Source organism: Desulfosporosinus sp. BICA1-9, assembly GCF_000802135.1.
The window spans coordinates 1-16,092 of sequence record NZ_JUEE01000090.1 but is presented as its reverse complement, the minus strand read 5'-3'; the positions used below and the strand labels follow the sequence as shown (position 1 = coordinate 16,092).

Below are 16,092 nucleotides of genomic sequence, written 5' to 3'. Positions count from 1 at the left end.
TTATAAAAGACGTACAGATTAGAAAGAAAGCATTTATTTATACAGTAGGTTCAGAATATTTAAAATAATTGCGAAGTCTAAATGTTAGATGAAAGTAGGTGATGTTGAACGTAAAATAGCGTTTGACTATATCTTTGATCTTACGAAGAACCTAGATAAGAAGGAGGGGTCCGAAAATGAATGCAAATGTGCCAATTGTGTATCCAAAGTATCGCTGGTTTGTCATGGTGACGATGATAATTGGGGTTATAGCTCAAGGGGTAATTATGATTGCACCTGCCCCGTTAATTGGTGAGGTGGCAAAGCATCTGGGTCGGGATCTGGGCTTGGTAACATTTACAGTGATGGGGTTATGGACCGTGACTGTCTGTATCGGGGGCATTATCGGCGGAGCCATTGTTGATAGAGTAGGTATTGTCAAAGTGTATTTAGTCTGTGGTATATTGCTGATCTTGTCAGCCGTCTTGTTACCATTTGTTGGCCCAAATCTACCTGCCATAATTTTGCTCCGGCTAGTCGGGGGACTTGGTACCGGACCGATCATTACAACTATATCTCGCATGGCAGCGGAATGGTTCCCATTCAAAGAGCGTGGGCTGATAACTGGGGTTCAGGGCATGTCTACTGCTTTAGGAGTATTCGTAGGCTTTGGAGCCTCACCTGCTGTTTTCAGTGCAACCCAATCCTGGACAGTAACAATGGTTTGGATGGCTTGCCCGGCAATTATTTTTTTAGTTTTTTCTATAATAATGATTTTTGGCCCGAAGGCACCAGAATTGATAGCGGAAGAACATGAAGACGTTCAAGCCGCCAAAAACGATTTTAAGTTGGCCTTAGGGGAGCCTATCATTTACCTGTTAATTGTCTATGTATTTTTATTCAACTGGTTAATCCAAGGTATCAATGACCTTACACCAGGATATTTTGCGATTCCGTTACCGGTGGGCGTTGGTTGGGGACCAATGGTGGCTGGACAATTGATGATGATCTTTCAGTTTGTGTTTATGATTGGTTCGTTGGTAAGCGGTTGGCTTCATGACAAGGTTTACAAAGGTAATACCAAGTTGCAGATTATGCTATCGTTTCTTCTAACGGGTGTATACTTCTTTGTCAAGTTATCAGGGGTAACGGGACAAGGACCTAATCCTCTATTACTAGTGGTCATGTTGGTAACAGCATTTTTCATGGGCCAGGGTATCGCCACGACTATGGCGTTTATCGCCAAGAGTTATCCGGAGCATATTACGGGTAAAGTGGGCGGTATGGCGATGGGATTAGGCTTAATTGGTGGTACAGTAGGCGTTGGTTTAGGCTCAAGTGCGCTAACTGCAACACATACTTACCAGCTTTCGATCCTTATCGTAACCATTGTTGCTATCGTAGGTTTCTTCGCAGCGATGGCCTTTAAAAAGCCAAAAGCTTTTGCACATCTACATGAGAAATCTGCAATGATTGCTAATAACAATTCAAAGACACTATGAATTAGTTTATCGTAGAATATTAGGCTTGGTCACGGGTCTATTGTATAACCCGTGACCAAAATCAATCCAAAGGCCATTCTGTCTATAGCCGGGAGTAAGTTTATTTCATGGAAAGTGTATATGCCAAAAAATATAAATACACTAGGTAAGAGGGTAGAGCATTTTGGAAGAAATCGTACTAGAAATCGATGGACTTGAAGTCAAAACTAAAAAGGGTAAGACAATACTAGAGGCAGCATTAGAAGCGGGAATTTACATCCCCAACCTCTGCCATCACCCAGATCTTAAGCCCATCGGTGCTTGCCGGGTATGTGTTGTTGAGGTCGAAGGTTTGCCTGATCTACCCACTGCCTGTACCATTAAAGCAAAGATGGGAATGGTGGTGAAGACCAAGACGCCCAAGGTTGAGCAGATACGGCGGCTTGCTGTAGAGTTAATGCTAACCGTACATCCAGCAGACTGCTCCACCTGCCCAAAATATGGTAAGTGCGAATTTCAGTCTCTTACTCAGTATGTAGGTGTCTCTAGTGGAAGATTAAGAAACAGACATAAAGCGCTTCCGGTTAACACTGCTAATCCGCTTTTTGTGCATGATCTCAGCAGGTGTGTCCTGTGCGGGCGATGTGTGAGAGCCTGCCAGGAACTACGTGGGGTAAAGGTACTTGATTACAACAAGAAAAACGGCGAGGCCTATATCAGTCCTGTTCTGGATCTTCCCTTAGCTGATGCGGGTTGCAAGTTCTGTGGAGCTTGTGTTGAGGTTTGCCCTACAGGTACGATCAGGGATCATGATGGACTTTTAAAGACGGGAGTTATTCGCAAGGAGTCACTTGTTCCCTGCAAAACCACTTGTCCCGCTGGCATTGACATACCCCGGTATATTCGTTTGATCCGTGAAAATAAGCCTTCGAATGCTGCTGCGGTGATCAGGGAGAAGGTTCCTTTTCCGATGAGCCTTGGTTATGTATGTAACCATCTCTGTGAAAACGCCTGCCGACGCAAAGAAGTGAACGAGTCTATTTCAATTCGTGACCTTAAGCGCTTTGCTGCTGAAAATGATGATAAGCAGTGGAAGAATAAATCCAAGCTGGCGCCGTCAACAGGCAAGAGGGTAGCCGTAGTGGGTTCAGGACCAGCCGGGCTGACCGCAGCTTATTATTTGGCAAAGCAGGGTCACGATGTCACTGTATTTGAAGAATTACCATTGCCTGGCGGCATGCTTAGATTCGGTATACCGGAGTACAGACTACCCACACAGGTAATTGCCGATGAAGTCAAAGAAATTGAAAGCATAGGTGTACAGATCAGGACAAATACGAGGGTGGATTCCTTAGATACTCTTTTTGAAGAAGGCTACAAGGCCGTCCTTGTAGCAGTCGGTGCTCATCAAGGGGTAAAATTGCCTATTCCTGGGGCTGACCTTGACGGAGTACTTGTTAATATAGCTTTCCTCAGAGATACGAGGCTCGGCAATAAAGTCCATGTGGGTAAAAGGGTAGTTGTCCTCGGCGGTGGGAATGTCGCCTTTGATTGCGCCCGTGTTGCCCGCCGTCTCGGTGCCAGCGAGGTTCACATAGCTTGTCTGGAATCAAGAGAAAAAATGACGGCCAGTTCGGAAGAGATTAAACACGGAGAAGAAGAGGGCATTATCATCCATCCTTCCCAAACCTTTGTCAAACTTACTGGCGAACAAGGGCATGTTACAGGCGTTGAGTGTCTTGATGTAGAGTCATTTGTCTTAGAGGAGGACGGAAGAGCAAAAATTATTGTTGTCGAAAGTTCAGAACACATTCTACCGGCAGACACTGTTATCTTCGCCGTCGGGCAACGTCCGAAAGATATTGATAAGTTCGGCTTGACCATTGGTCGAGGAAATACGATTTTGGTTGATCCGGATACCCTAGCTGCAAATAAGGAAACTGTCTTTGCGGCTGGCGATGTCGTGACTGGTACGATCTCGGTTATTAAGGCAATAGCTGCTGGCAGAAAGGCAGCTGTCGCAATCGATAAATCACTTGGTGGGGACGGTAGGATAGAAGAGGAATTGGCACCGATAGAAGAGCCCAGTGCTTGGATTGGCCGAGAAGAGGGATTTGCTTTACAATCTAGGTTCGGATTGAGCAATATGAGCTCTAATAAAGATACTGCTCTGAAAGAGTCGCAACGCTGCTTGCAGTGTGATCTTAGAACCTTGATTACCGAAAAGAAATTCTGGGGGGATTATGTTCGATGACATTTGAACAAATACAGCACAAAGCAATAGCTGAATGGAGGTATTTGGAAGATAATCAAACCCCTCGCATTTATATTAACACTTCGGAATGCGGCCGCTCCTCCGGGGCGTTACAAGTGCTGGAACAATTTAAAGTTGAGTTTGAACAGAGCAACATCAAGGCCAAGATAGTAGAAGTGGGATGTATTGGAAGCTGCTGCCTTGAACCCTTAATTTTTATTGCCAAGCGTGGCCGCCCTCGTATTGGCTACAGCAAGGTTACTCTGGAAATTGTTTCTCAGCTTGTAACAGATTATCTCGTTAATGATAACCCGAGGACCGACTTGGCCATAGGTACAATCGGTAAGGGTATAATTGAAGGCCTTCCCGACTTTTTCGAACTGCCCATTTTTAGGCATCAAGTGAAAATAGCAACCCGCAATTGCGGAATAATCGATCCTGCAAATATCGACCACTATATTGCTAACGGCGGCTATAGTGGGCTAGCCAAGGTACTAAGTATGACCCCTGAGCAGGTTATTGAAGAAGTTCGCAAGTCTGGACTGAGGGGGCGAGGTGGTGCAGGTTTTCCTACGGCAGCTAAATGGGAAGCCTGTCACAATGCCCCAGGTAGTGTGAAATATATGATTTGTAATGCTGCTGAAGGTGATCCCAGGGCTTATTCAGTCAAGCATTTGCTGGAAAGCGACCCTCATGCTGTTTTGGAGGGGATGCTGATCGGGGCCTATGCTGTAGGCGCAGCCCAAGGCTACATTTATATCAACGAAGATAATGGCTTGGCCATTGAAAGGCTTAGAAAAGCTTTGCAACAAACTGAGACTTACGGGCTTTTAGGTCATAATATCCTAGGTTCCGGTTTCAGCTTTCAGGTAGAGATTTATAAGGGAACAAGCGACTTTGTTGGCGGCGTTGAGACAGCCATGATTAGTGCCATGGAGGGCAAAAGGACTATGTCGTATACCCGTCCTCCCTATCCAGCTGCATCCGGACTGAGAGGTAAACCGACCTGTATCAATAGCACCGAGACTCTGGCCAACGTATCGGCAATTATTCAAAAAGGTGCCGAGTGGTACGCTGGTTTTGGTACTGATAAGAGTAAAGGGAGCAAGTTATTAACCTTGACCGGCGAGGTGGGGTGCCCGGGAGTTATCGAAGTGCCAATGGGGACCACGCTCCGTCAGATTGTATATGAAATTGGTGGGGGCATAACAGGCAGCCAGGATTTGAAGGCAATCCTGATTGGCGGTCCCACGGGAGGTTGTTTACCGGCCAGTGCACTGGACCTTCCGGTTGACTTTGATCATCTAGCGGTAGAGGGCGCGATTATGGGTTCCGGAACAATTATGGTTGCCGCTACCAATACCTGTATGGTTTATTTGCCAAAAGACTGTCTTTCCTTTACTAAGGTTGAATCTTGCGGTAAGTGTGTGCTGTGTCGGGAAGGAACTGCACAACTACTAGCTATTCTGACTGACATTACGGAAGGTAAGGGTAAATCTGATGATCTTGACTTGTTATTGGAATTAGGTGAGGGTATGCAGTCTGGGTCAATCTGCAGTTTGGGAAGGACGGCACCCAACCCGGTGCTGACTGTAATCAAGTATTTCCGTGATGAGTTAGAAGCACATATCAAGAAGAAGAGGTGTCCTGCACTTGTTTGCAAAAAGTATATCACTTATCACATTTTGGGCGATAAGTGCCAGGGCTGTCAGATATGCTTAAAGAACTGCCCGGACGAGGCCATCCTCGGCGAGGAACTGATGATCCATGTAATAGACCAGGACGAGTGTACAAAGTGCGGGGTCTGCTTGGAAGTATGCCCCTCCGAATATAGCGCGGTGACAAAGGCTGGCGGGGTAAAACCTAAGACTCCCGACGAGCCGATCCCTGTAGGAAGTTGGAGAAAAAGGTAAACAAAAGGATACCTAATTATTTTTAAGGAGAGATGATCATGAAAGAAGTGAATGCGGATGTAGCCATTATTGCAGCCGGTCCGGCAGGGTTGGCCGCTGCCGTTGCTGCAGCGGAAAATGGCGCCAGTGTTATGGTTTTCGAAAAATCCAACGTAACAGGCGGATGTGGCAACATGGCTATGGGACCTTTCGGGGTTGAAAGTAGACTGCAAAAGAAACAGATTATCGGGCTTACAAAAGAAGAAGCTTTTAAAATGCATATGGACTTCAACCATTGGATTCTGATGCCCGATTAGTGCGGGCATTTATCGACAAATCCGGCAGTACGATCGATTGGTTAGAGGATATGGGAGTAGAATTTCTGATGGCGGCCAGACACTTTGTAGATTCTCAACCAACTTGGCATATTATAAAAACACATAATGGAGCTCACGGAACCGGGGCGCTTATTTATAAGGCCATGACGGAAAGAGCAGAAGAACTTGGCGTGAAATTCTTTCTTAATACGCCTGTTAAAAAGATACTTAAAGAAGACGGACGCGTTGTAGGATTTCTGGCTGAAGATAGTTCCGGAGAAACGGTTCAAGCCAAGGCGAAGGCTGTTGTGGTAGCCACTGGCGGCTTTGGTGGTAATGCTGAAATGATCAAGAACTATACCGGATATGAATGGGGACGGGATTTATTTTCCTTTAAAATTCCCGGCATTGACGGGGATGGTCTTAAGATGGCCTGGGAAGTTGGTGCAGCTAAAACTCATATGATGTTGGAAATGTATTGCTCCATTCCAAGGCAACCGGAGTATTGGTACGTTGATGCAGTGTTCCGTCAACCGAACCTGTTAGTTAATTTAGACGGGGAACGTTTCTTTAATGAAGAAGTTATCCAAAACAATACATTTGCCGGCAATGCTATTTCCGGGCAGAAAAATCGCTGTGCTTTTATGATTCTTGATGAAACCGCAAAGAAATATTATCTGAAGAACGGGTTTGACCAATTATGTTATGATGTTCCGATTGAAGACGCCAGTAATTTTGACAGCGAATTGCAAAGCGCTATTGCTGATGGATGTAATGACTTTTTTGTAGCAGATACTCTGGAAGAATTAGCGGAAAAAGCAGGGATTAACGTAGAAAATCTAAAGAAAACTGTTGCTGAATATAACAAAGCCTGTGAGAGTCGTGACTCATTGTTTAACAAGAACTATAAATATCTGAAACCTATCAAGAAAGCTAAATTTTACGCTGGTAGATTGGTACCAAGTGGTTTCGGAAGTTTGGGCGGAATTAAAATTAATTATAAAGCGGAAGTGCTAGACGAAGGATTTGAAGTCATACCGGGGCTTTATGCGGCAGGCACAGATGCTAATTCCATCCATTCTGACAGCTATACATTCATAATGCCGGGTAATACCATGGGGTTTGCCATCAACAGCGGACGGATCGCCGGTGAAAGTGCTGCAGAATATGTAGAAACTCTTTGACACTCCCCTTGGATGAATCTAGGGGATTCTAGGTTCATCATACCGACTTATGCCGTGTACTCCCCAAGCTTAAACCGTGTGTCCCACGGCAAAGAAATTTATCCTGCCAGCCTTAATCCTTCTCTAAGGATATTTTTGGCGGCGTTTTCATCTCGATCATGATACAAGCCACAAATTGGGCATATCCATTCTCGCAGGTTCAAGTTTTTTACATCCTTATTGCGATAACCACATGCGGAACAAAGCTGACTGGATGGGAATGTTTTGCCGATGATTGATAATTCCCTTCCATACCATCCCGCTTTATATTCCAGCATTGACCGGAATTCAGACCAAGAAACGTCGGCTATCGACTTTGCTAGATTATGATTTTGAATCATGTTCTTAACCTGCAAATCTTCCAAACAGACCGTTTGATTTTCACGAATTAGTTTAGTTGTTAGCTTATGCAAAAAATCCTGACGGCAATTGCGAATAGTTTCATGGGCCTTAGCAACTTTTTTTCTCGCTTTGTCTCGGTTGAGACTTCCTTTTTGTTTTTTAGATAACTTGCGTTGGAGCCGTTTAAGCTTACGTTCGTGTTTGCGATAGTGTTTAGGATTCCTAAAATGTTCACCGTCAGAAGTGATGGCAAACTCTTTAATTCCTAAGTCAATCCCTACGGCTTGATCTACTCTTGGCAAAGGTTGAATCTCTACTTCGCAAAGAATTGAGATGAAATAGGTTCCGCTAGGACTTCTGCGAATCGTGGCTGAAATGACCTTTCCGTCAACTTCTCTACTCTTCGCAAAACTTACCCATCCAAGTTTGGGAAGCTTAATCTTGCTATCACTTACCTCAATACTAGATTTATTGGCGTTAGTTCTATAGCTTTGTTTAGGATTCTTTTTACATTTGAAGTTAGGAAACCCCTTTTTCTCTTTGAAGAACTTTTGATAGGCTTTATCCAAGTCTTTAAGAGTTTGCTGGAGGGCCATGGAATCGACTTCTTGAAGCCATTCGATTTGTTTCTTTAATTGTGTGAGTTCAAGACAGCAAGAATTAAAGTTCAGGGTTTTTCGTTCAGCTTCAAATAGTTTAATACGTGCATCAAGGAAGTGATTGTAGACGTATCGAGTACAACCTATAGTTTTGTTAAGGAGTACTATCTGTTCTTTGGTTGGATATAGCCGAAATTTAAAGGCTTTGTGCAAGGCATTACCTCCTCTCTGAAACCTTTTGACTTTCAATATACTGCTTAACAATGGCTAGCGGCGCACCTCCAACAGTAGAGATTAAATACGAATTAGTCCATAACGTTGGCAATTTAGTGGTTAACTCTTTAAACTCCTTTCTAAGTATTCTCGACGATTTTCCTTTGATCGTTTTAATGACCTTATGGACACCAAATTGAGGATCTACTTCAATCAATAGGTGGACGTGGTCGGGCATAATCTCCAGTTCTATTAGTTCGGATTGAAGTTCTTCGCATATCTCCCTTATCAACTCCTTTAAGCGAACTTCAATTGAAAAGATACCATTTTTAAGAGTGATAGAAGGTTTGTTGTTGATTATGTGATTACAGAGCATGAAAATAATTTTAATTTAACCATTGGAACAACCAAGCTTATAAATGAATAAGGGGTACAGAACCCCGTAGCTTAGTAAAATTCAATGTGGTAAGGGTGCGTTTCGCCGCTTCAGAGATGCGATTATTAAGCATGGGATAGAAAAAGAATGGGATTTGTACAAACATGACATTTTGCGAGACCGTCCGTGAATGGTGCGAATTCCATAAAATTGACAATAGATGAGTTGCTTGATTGGAACTTCGTTCTCCGGAGTCTGACCGTGTGCCAAGATCGAGCCACTCAAAATAGTACCCGGAAAGTGGTCAAACGTCCATCAATGTCAGTTCCCCGAAGACAGTTTCTGCAATGATATTTTGGCTGGAAACCAGTAATAGCAGCAAACTGCCTATCTTACGTTTCATTTTCATTATCCTTTTTCGGTGAAGGCTTGTGGGACTTTTGACGCAGGGAGTTAGTAAACCCCAACACTCGGGGCCGGGTGTTTAAGGCCCAAAGCGGTGCTTTAATTAGAATATAGAAAAGAGGCTTTAAAAAGGGATCGTACAAGAAAGGGAATACAGGATGTTTGAAGTCATAAAAAGTGAATACGGAAAAGAGCTTGGAGTGTTTGAATTTGATTATCAAGGAGAGCACTCGTCGTTAGATGCGGTTCTAATAAATGCAAAAATCAAGTTTTATGAAAAGGGTTTACATATTTCGACGGGATTGAGCAGTGAGAGCCTTTTTGTTGAATGGGGCTGTATAAAAGGAATTACTTGCACAAAAAGCAGACAAGCACTCATAAATCTGAAGACCGATGAAGGTGTGATGAAGCTTAAAAAAGAAAAGAAGGAGACCGATATCAGTCAGTTTAAGAGGATGTTAAAAACTCATGTCCCGGGCATTGAAATTGAGTATGTGAAAGCATCACCTGATAATTTGCGTTCTATTGAAATGAAACGTGCTGAAAAGCTCTATGAAGAACAGGAGCGAAGGGTTGATGAATTTGTAAGAAACTGTGGGGGCGAAGATGACCTGGAAATTGAGGAGGCCTGGCAAAAATACCTTGAAAATCATCTTCAGTTTCCTTTTGAAGCCGAAATTATAGATGATCCTGGTCCTTTGAAAGTTGGCGATATTATCAAGGTAACAGCAATTGAAGGTATTTTTGGTTTATATGGTATCGTCGTGAAAGCAAGAATGGGCAGAAAGCAGTTTTCATTTCCCATTTGTCTTCTGGAACCGGTTGAGAAGGAGAGTAAAAACTATCAACTGGTTGATGATTACAACTTTGGGTTCTGTAATCGATAAAGGGGTTGCGGCCCTGCAATATAACCCTTTCGAGGTAACCATTTTTTTGATTGTGATCATTTTTTAAGGTATAATGAAATCAGAGATTTAATCATTGCCTTAAAGTTTGTTTTAAGGTCTTCAAGAGGTGATAAACGTGACAATTACAGATATAAGAGATGCGGTGGTTCAGGTTGCACCTGCGTATCCGGTGCTTAGCATCGACTTGTTTGGCTCGTTTGCAAATGGTGAGAATACGGAGGAGTCAGACGTGGATTTACTTGTATACTTTGATGAAAAAGTTGCAAGTTTATTTGATATGTCCGGGCTTAAGCTTGATATTCAAGAGAAATTGAACACCAAGGTGGATGTGGATGCCGGCCCTTTAAAGGAAAACAGCTATTTAACCATTAACAAGAAGGTAAGGATATATGAAGCATAGGGATATTCAATTACTTAAAATGATCATATCCGAATGCAAAGACATTATAAGGTATTCTAATGAAATCGGTGAAAAAGGATTCCACGAAAATGATGTTTACCAGAAGGCAACAGCAATGTCGCTTCTTAACATAGGTGAACATGCCAACGCATTGTCGCGGGAGTTATGGACGGAGTACAAGGATATTCAGTGGCGAAAGATCGTTGATCTTAGAAATATCGTAGCACACGGATATGGCGAATTAAAAATGGAGCTTGTCTGGAATTTATCTCAAAAAGAGGTTCCGGTGCTAATGGAGTAACTTGAGGACTTGCTGAAAGAAGATTAAACAGAAAACACTATTTAAAATTAACACGATGGAGTATTTTTCAGGACAGCGGATTTAAATTGAGCTGAAACTGCAAATTTATTTTTTATCTTTACTCTCCCGCCTGTGCAGCTGAGCTAACGGACAATGCACAGCATTATAAAGAACTTTGGTAATAACGACGACGACTCTAGTTTAATAAATGAAGTTTTTTTTATAGCTGACCATCTGCAATTATCGGAAATGTTGCGGGAGGTCATTTGTTTTTTTATGTAAGACTTGACACAGGCTAATGATAGAGTCACAGAGGACATAAATGTTTTAGGTGAGGTGGGGAATACGAACCAAGGAACTGCCTTTTAAGAATTCTGGAAATGGTTTAAGTGGATTAAAATGTGTAGGGTTGCGGCAAGTTAGGGAAAGGAAAAGGTGATCAAGATATGAAGCCAGTCAGCTTGAAAGAAATTGTCGATAGACTGGATTTCTTCATGGATGGATGGAAACATTATTTGAACAAAAAGACAGGTGATATCGTCGAAATCCAAATGGAGTATTTAAGCATTGCCGAAGAATCCGAAGATGATGATGATTTTAGTGAATATGAGGACTGGGAGCAGGATGCTATTCGCGAGGCGGTGGACGTGGTGGAAAACTGGGGCGATTATGTTGAACTGCCCGATCGGGAAGAAGTTAATGAATATCGAATTATGGAAAACTTTTGTTATTCTCAAGAAGATGACAAACTGCGAAATAAGCTGTGTTACTCAATTGATGGTAAAGGCGCGTTTCGTCGCTTCAGAGATGTGATCATTAAGCATGGGATAGAAAAAGAATGGGATTCGTACAAATATGAGACACTATGTGAAATTGTCCGCGAATGGTGCGAATTTCGTGAAATTGACTATAAATAAGTTGTTGCGAGGTTACAGGGATAGACAGTTTTTTTATACGCATAGTTGTAAAAGCATGAAAAGGTCGAAACAATATATGTTTTTCCTATGTCTGCTGGAATTAGTCGAAAAGGACAGCAAGAACTATCAATTGGTTCATGATTATAACTTGTGGTTTAGTAATCTTTAAAAATGATCGTTCTGAGTGTCCTACAGGAAGGAGAAAAGCAACGTGAACCAAGCAAAACCGACCAGAGAAGAATGGAACTCATTATACCAAGTAGAATAGTCCTAAAGTGGCTGTATAAATTGAAAGAAACTTGAATTGAGAGAATGATCAGCATTAATAAGATTGCTGCCGAGTATTATATTTGAGGTGTTTCTTATGGAAACAAGGACATATGAAAGAGAAAAGCTTTATAAGGAAGTTTGGGTTGAGCCGATGACAACAGTTGCCAAGCGGTATGGCATATCTGATGTTGCATTGAGAAAACATTGTAAGAAGCTTGAAATACCCACGCCTCCAAATGGCTATTGGGCGAAAGTCCAAGCCGGACAAAAACCAAAGATACCAACTCTTCCGAAGTCAAAAGGGCCAGATAAGATTGTAACAAGAAATTCTTCCATGAATCATTCGAGTAGTCTATCAGGGGTGAAGAAGACAGAGACTCTTTCATTTTTACCGGAGGATCAACGTCAAGCTGTAAAAGATTATTGTGCATCTGTAGCTGTTCCTGCAGACTTAACCTATCTACATGGTTTAGTCAAAGATACAATACAATATTTTCGTTCAAGGAAGGGAACTACAAAACCTACTCTGAACAGGGTCTTGTATCTTGGTGTTTCAGGAGACCAGAGAGACCGTGTACATAGAGTATTAAGTACTCTATTTAAGGCGGTAGAACATTTAGGTTATTCTGTTGATATTAAGGCGCCAAAGGCAGAGCACTATTACAACTATGAGTGACGCGTGCATGATAACGTTACATATATATGTTTGGGGGTCGATGGGGTACCTATTCTAATCAAAGAGTTACAGCAGAGAGTTGAGCATAAGCCTACAAAAGAAGAGCTTGCCGATCAGAAAAGGCATAGTTGGGCGCACATACCACCCTATGACTTAGTTAAGAATGGAAAGTTAGCTTTTGAGATTGATGAATATCATTCAAAGCGCAAACATTGGCGTGACAGCGATAAGAAGAAAATTGAAAACCAAATAGGTGAAATAATAATATGAATAATGGAAGCTATTAATATTGTAAAAGATATACGTGAAGAACGTAAAGCTGATGAAATCCGCAGAGCCGAACAAGAACGTGTACGATGGGAAAACGAAAAAAAGAGAAAAGAGGAATTAGAACAGCTTGAAATACTTGAAAATTTTGCATCTGATTGGAATAGGGCAGAAAAAATAAGAAAGTTTGCTGAGAGCATAGAATTTAAAATTAATGACTTAGAAAGCGAACTAGAAAAGGCGAAGATAAGGAACTGGCTTAAATGGGTACGAGACAAGGCGGACTGGCTAGATCCACTAACTAAGAAGCAGGATAAAATATTAGGTGAAAGCGCGTTGTTATTTGATCTGCTCGGAGATGATTGGATTACTGAAGAATAAAACATCAATGAGGCTTGAAGGTAAAAATCCGTGGTTATCAAAGTTACATCTAAAATAAATAGATCCGGCTTGATAAGTAGCCGGATCTATTTATTTTAGATGTACAGAATAATTATTCTTTATTTATTTTTGGTTTTAAGGATAATCATACCCTTTCTATCGCTTGTAGGCATTATCCAACTTTTGTCTTTTAGGCCTTCGGGGGTATCAATTTTTTTTACAGTAACACCGATGTTATTTAGTCTAGATATTGCCTGATCGCGTTTTAAGGCGGAATTGAACATCTTACATCATCCTTTCATGTTCAACTTCATTATATATTAGACTTAAGTCGTCTTGCAAGCCCTGAATCAGCTCTTTTGTTTGAGTCGACAGAAGCTTTCTCCAATTGGGAAAATCAATGATATTAGGTAAGATTGATAATAAGATGATATAATTTTGGTTATTTAATTGAAAACACCTCGTAATATAAATCCTACCTTTTTTACTACTTAAACCTTCATTACGGAAAATATATTCATTTATTTTAAGGATCCCACTCAAAATCCCGGTTCTTTTCATATTTTTTAATTGATGGTCTATTTCTGGAGTGAAAAAGTTCAGTTCCCAAGTATCATAGTCGCTGTCGTCAGTCAAACTTAAATAGATTTCCACACATAGTTCATACAATGCAATTATATAGCTATCACTTTCTGTAAGAGACGATGGTTCTTTGCTTTCAATTAACGGACGATAAGTTTTTATAAATTCTTCTATAGTATTCAGTATATCCTCTTGTACTTGATGTTCAATTTCATTACTAACCTGAATACTTTCAAAATCCTTTTCGCTCTCAGTTAATATATCTAGCTTTCTTTTTAATTCAAGAATATTATTCATGTCGAAATAAATTCCCTTAGGGATATGGTAATAAGTTTGGATTAGCGCATTGATGTCAATTCCCTCAATCGCATAACCATTGATGTAATTGACTTTCACAAGCGTTTCATCATTAAAAATTTTTTTGCTATAACGATATAACTGTGCAGAGTGAATGACTGGTTTATTAAGGGTAAACCGCTTCAAATGCTTAAGTAATGTTTCCTTTTCTTGATATTGCTGAAGATCATTATACTTATCCATTAAAGATCCAGCTTTTGCTAAAAGTAAATCTTCCTTGTGCTTAATATTTTCCTTTAATTCATTTATTTTCTCATTTAATGGTGTTACAGTTAAGTTCTGTTTTTCTGAATAATATTTCTTAATCCATTTTGATGTATCAGATACGGCTAATACTAGGACTAATAATATTATTAAAGCCCCAACACCGGTAATATTTATTATATTAAATTTAAGCGCATAGATTAGTAAGTTATCTGTTAATGAGTGATTTGAAATATAGTAGTTTATTACCAGACCGATGAGAGGAAGGATAGAATACAATAATAAACGTGTTATTAAATTCTTTTCTTTCAAAGTGAAACCCTCCAAACCAAATCTTTTTTACTTTCGACATGTATTACGGATTACCTGCAACAAAAACAAACACCCATCAAATAATAGAAGGGGACATTCGAATAATGAATTGTCATCTCCGTAAATGAAGGATATATAGGTTAACACTTGAAGCTATAAAAAAGTAGCTATTATCAAAAGTCCAAAGGGCATGCACCCCAAAAAAACAAATGCACCCCCTTTGAAAACAAGGGAGTGCATAATTAATTTGTATTAATTATTGAGTCATTAGACAGTTGAGACGAGGACAATTACCCCGAGAGAAATACGTCTATAAATACAACTACGCAGATGAGACTAACATATGTCTAAAAAAACAGATAACCAAAAAGTAGTTATATTCCGCTCGTAACAGACCAGCTCGATACCTTTTCCGTTCCTTAGTGTGTTCGTATAAGGCGGCATTAGTTAGTTCATTAGCTCTCGGATACTTCCTGCTTTTTCTTTTGATTTTGGGTTTGTCACCGTTTCCGGACAAGTTCATATAATGAAGCATGGACTGGCTTTTCTCAAAAGAGTTTGCGCCGCTATAAGAGACGATTGCCAAGCTGAGATGCGAAAGGAGAAAAATATGTCGATCAATTCAACACACGCTGAAACGGCTATGGTGGTACGGTATCAGACCGGAATGACTGCCGAGGGACTTCCTCTTACCCGCCAGAAAAACCTGGCGAAAGTAAAAGAAAGCGCTGCCACCGAAGAGGTTTACGCAGTCGCCACCGCACTGTTCAGTTTACTGGAATACCCCATCATAGAGATACGCCGCAACAGCAGTTATATTCTCACTGAAGAGTAGCGTTTTAATATTTAAGATAAAAAGGAAGTGATTGTCCATGCCCACTGCAACCCAGAAAGTTGTTCGCCTCGTATTTACCGTCGCCGGCGGAGGCACGTTTACCATGACGCTGCCCTCGCCAAGGGCGGACTTGACGCAGGCGGAGGTTGAACAGGTCATGGATCTCCTTATCGAAAAGAATATTTTTGATCTTTCCGACGGCGACCTCGTCGCCAAAAGGGATGCAAAAATCATAGAAACAGTGACTGAGGATATTTTCGACCCGCCTGTCGCCTAAATTGTTTTGATATCGGCGCAAACACGATAAAAGCCCAGTCCATACCCCGAATTGAATAAGCCAAACCGAAAAATGGCGGCCGGATGAAAACATCTTCAAACCGGCCGCCATTTCTGTGGTCTGCTGTTTCTTCCGGAGTTTCCGCTGGCAAGCTCGCACCTTCTTAAGCTTGGGCACATATTGTGTAGAAAGTAACAGGAAGGATTGACGCGCGGATGACTACTACGACGGAACGCACCCCGCGGATTATCGCGGATGAAATAAACATAATCAACCATCGCACCGGAAGGACTCTGCTGGCTAACGCCATTGAGATCGGAGGGC

Annotated in this window: 17 protein-coding genes and 1 pseudogene; 15 read left to right on the top strand and 3 right to left on the bottom strand. The window is 41.5% G+C overall.

The window, feature by feature from the left end; translation table 11 throughout:
* Nucleotides 1-176 precede the first annotated feature (176 nt).
* From JL57_RS12240 to JL57_RS12225, 5 genes are all read left to right on the top strand, one after another.
* Complete coding sequence (locus JL57_RS12240) at nucleotides 177-1,481, top strand: nitrate/nitrite transporter (RefSeq protein WP_034142332.1); 1,305 nt, start codon at nucleotides 177-179, stop codon at nucleotides 1,479-1,481.
* Between the two features lie 163 nt (nucleotides 1,482-1,644).
* Nucleotides 1,645-3,714 (top strand): FAD-dependent oxidoreductase, encoded by a 2,070-nt coding sequence (locus tag JL57_RS12235; RefSeq protein WP_034142331.1) that lies wholly within the window; start codon nucleotides 1,645-1,647, stop codon nucleotides 3,712-3,714.
* Nucleotides 3,711-5,627, top strand: coding sequence for an NADH-ubiquinone oxidoreductase-F iron-sulfur binding region domain-containing protein (locus JL57_RS12230; protein WP_034142330.1), 1,917 nt, complete (start codon nucleotides 3,711-3,713; stop codon nucleotides 5,625-5,627). Before JL57_RS12235 ends, JL57_RS12230 begins: the two co-directional genes overlap by 4 nt.
* Nucleotides 5,628-5,665: 38 nt before the next feature.
* Nucleotides 5,666-5,923: an FAD-dependent oxidoreductase gene (locus JL57_RS36370; RefSeq protein WP_366557016.1), complete on the top strand. Its 258-nt coding sequence runs from the start codon at nucleotides 5,666-5,668 to the stop codon at nucleotides 5,921-5,923.
* Entirely contained in the window at nucleotides 5,902-7,107 is a 1,206-nt protein-coding gene (locus tag JL57_RS12225; RefSeq protein ID WP_366557015.1) for an FAD-dependent oxidoreductase, read from the top strand. Before JL57_RS36370 ends, JL57_RS12225 begins: the two co-directional genes overlap by 22 nt.
* A gap of 98 nt (nucleotides 7,108-7,205) precedes the next feature.
* Here the strand turns inward: JL57_RS12225 and tnpB are convergent, their stop codons facing one another.
* Together tnpB and tnpA are read right to left on the bottom strand one after the other, a co-directional pair.
* Nucleotides 7,206-8,300, bottom strand: a complete 1,095-nt coding sequence (gene tnpB / locus JL57_RS12220; RefSeq protein ID WP_034142329.1) for an IS200/IS605 family element RNA-guided endonuclease TnpB — start codon at nucleotides 8,298-8,300, stop codon at nucleotides 7,206-7,208.
* A gap of 4 nt (nucleotides 8,301-8,304) precedes the next feature.
* Nucleotides 8,305-8,622: pseudogene (gene tnpA / locus JL57_RS12215) on the bottom strand (IS200/IS605 family transposase); the annotation flags it as partial.
* 617 nt (nucleotides 8,623-9,239) lie between these two features.
* On the opposite strand from tnpA, the gene JL57_RS12210 reads away from it, so the two are divergent.
* The 7 genes from JL57_RS12210 to JL57_RS12180 all read left to right on the top strand — a co-directional run bounded on the left by JL57_RS12210 (nucleotide 9,240) and on the right by JL57_RS12180 (nucleotide 13,201).
* Entirely contained in the window at nucleotides 9,240-9,968 is a 729-nt protein-coding gene (locus JL57_RS12210) for a calcium-binding protein (RefSeq protein ID WP_034142328.1), read from the top strand.
* Nucleotides 9,969-10,104: 136 nt separating this feature from the next.
* A complete protein-coding gene (locus tag JL57_RS12205) occupies nucleotides 10,105-10,389 on the top strand; it encodes a nucleotidyltransferase family protein (RefSeq protein ID WP_034142327.1) in 285 nt (94 codons plus the stop codon).
* Entirely contained in the window at nucleotides 10,379-10,690 is a 312-nt protein-coding gene (locus tag JL57_RS12200) for a DUF86 domain-containing protein (RefSeq protein ID WP_034142326.1), read from the top strand. Before JL57_RS12205 ends, JL57_RS12200 begins: the two co-directional genes overlap by 11 nt.
* A gap of 446 nt (nucleotides 10,691-11,136) precedes the next feature.
* Nucleotides 11,137-11,607 carry a UPF0158 family protein gene (locus JL57_RS12195; RefSeq protein ID WP_034142325.1) on the top strand — a complete coding sequence of 157 codons (471 nt, stop codon included), beginning with the start codon at nucleotides 11,137-11,139 and terminating at the stop codon, nucleotides 11,605-11,607.
* Between the two features lie 364 nt (nucleotides 11,608-11,971).
* Nucleotides 11,972-12,553, top strand: coding sequence for a hypothetical protein (locus JL57_RS12190; RefSeq protein WP_034142324.1), 582 nt, complete (start codon nucleotides 11,972-11,974; stop codon nucleotides 12,551-12,553).
* A 3-nt stretch (nucleotides 12,554-12,556) separates the two neighbouring features.
* Nucleotides 12,557-12,823 carry a hypothetical protein gene (locus JL57_RS12185; RefSeq protein ID WP_034142323.1) on the top strand — a complete coding sequence of 89 codons (267 nt, stop codon included), beginning with the start codon at nucleotides 12,557-12,559 and terminating at the stop codon, nucleotides 12,821-12,823.
* A 3-nt stretch (nucleotides 12,824-12,826) separates the two neighbouring features.
* Nucleotides 12,827-13,201 (top strand): hypothetical protein, encoded by a 375-nt coding sequence (locus tag JL57_RS12180; protein WP_034142322.1) that lies wholly within the window; start codon nucleotides 12,827-12,829, stop codon nucleotides 13,199-13,201.
* A gap of 285 nt (nucleotides 13,202-13,486) precedes the next feature.
* On the opposite strand, the gene JL57_RS12175 is transcribed toward JL57_RS12180, so the two are convergent.
* On the bottom strand, nucleotides 13,487-14,656 hold the full coding sequence (locus tag JL57_RS12175; protein WP_034142321.1) for a hypothetical protein: 1,170 nt from the start codon (nucleotides 14,654-14,656) through the stop codon (nucleotides 13,487-13,489).
* 610 nt (nucleotides 14,657-15,266) lie between these two features.
* Between JL57_RS12175 and JL57_RS12170 the strand changes: the two genes are divergently transcribed.
* The 3 genes from JL57_RS12170 to JL57_RS34270 all read left to right on the top strand — a co-directional run.
* Nucleotides 15,267-15,491 (top strand): DUF1659 domain-containing protein, encoded by a 225-nt coding sequence (locus JL57_RS12170; protein WP_034142320.1) that lies wholly within the window; start codon nucleotides 15,267-15,269, stop codon nucleotides 15,489-15,491.
* 37 nt (nucleotides 15,492-15,528) lie between these two features.
* Complete coding sequence (locus JL57_RS12165) at nucleotides 15,529-15,768, top strand: DUF2922 domain-containing protein (RefSeq protein ID WP_034142319.1); 240 nt, start codon at nucleotides 15,529-15,531, stop codon at nucleotides 15,766-15,768.
* Nucleotides 15,769-15,983: 215 nt separating this feature from the next.
* On the top strand, nucleotides 15,984-16,092 hold a 109-nt coding region (locus tag JL57_RS34270), incomplete at its 3' end, for a DUF3102 domain-containing protein (protein ID WP_291300011.1).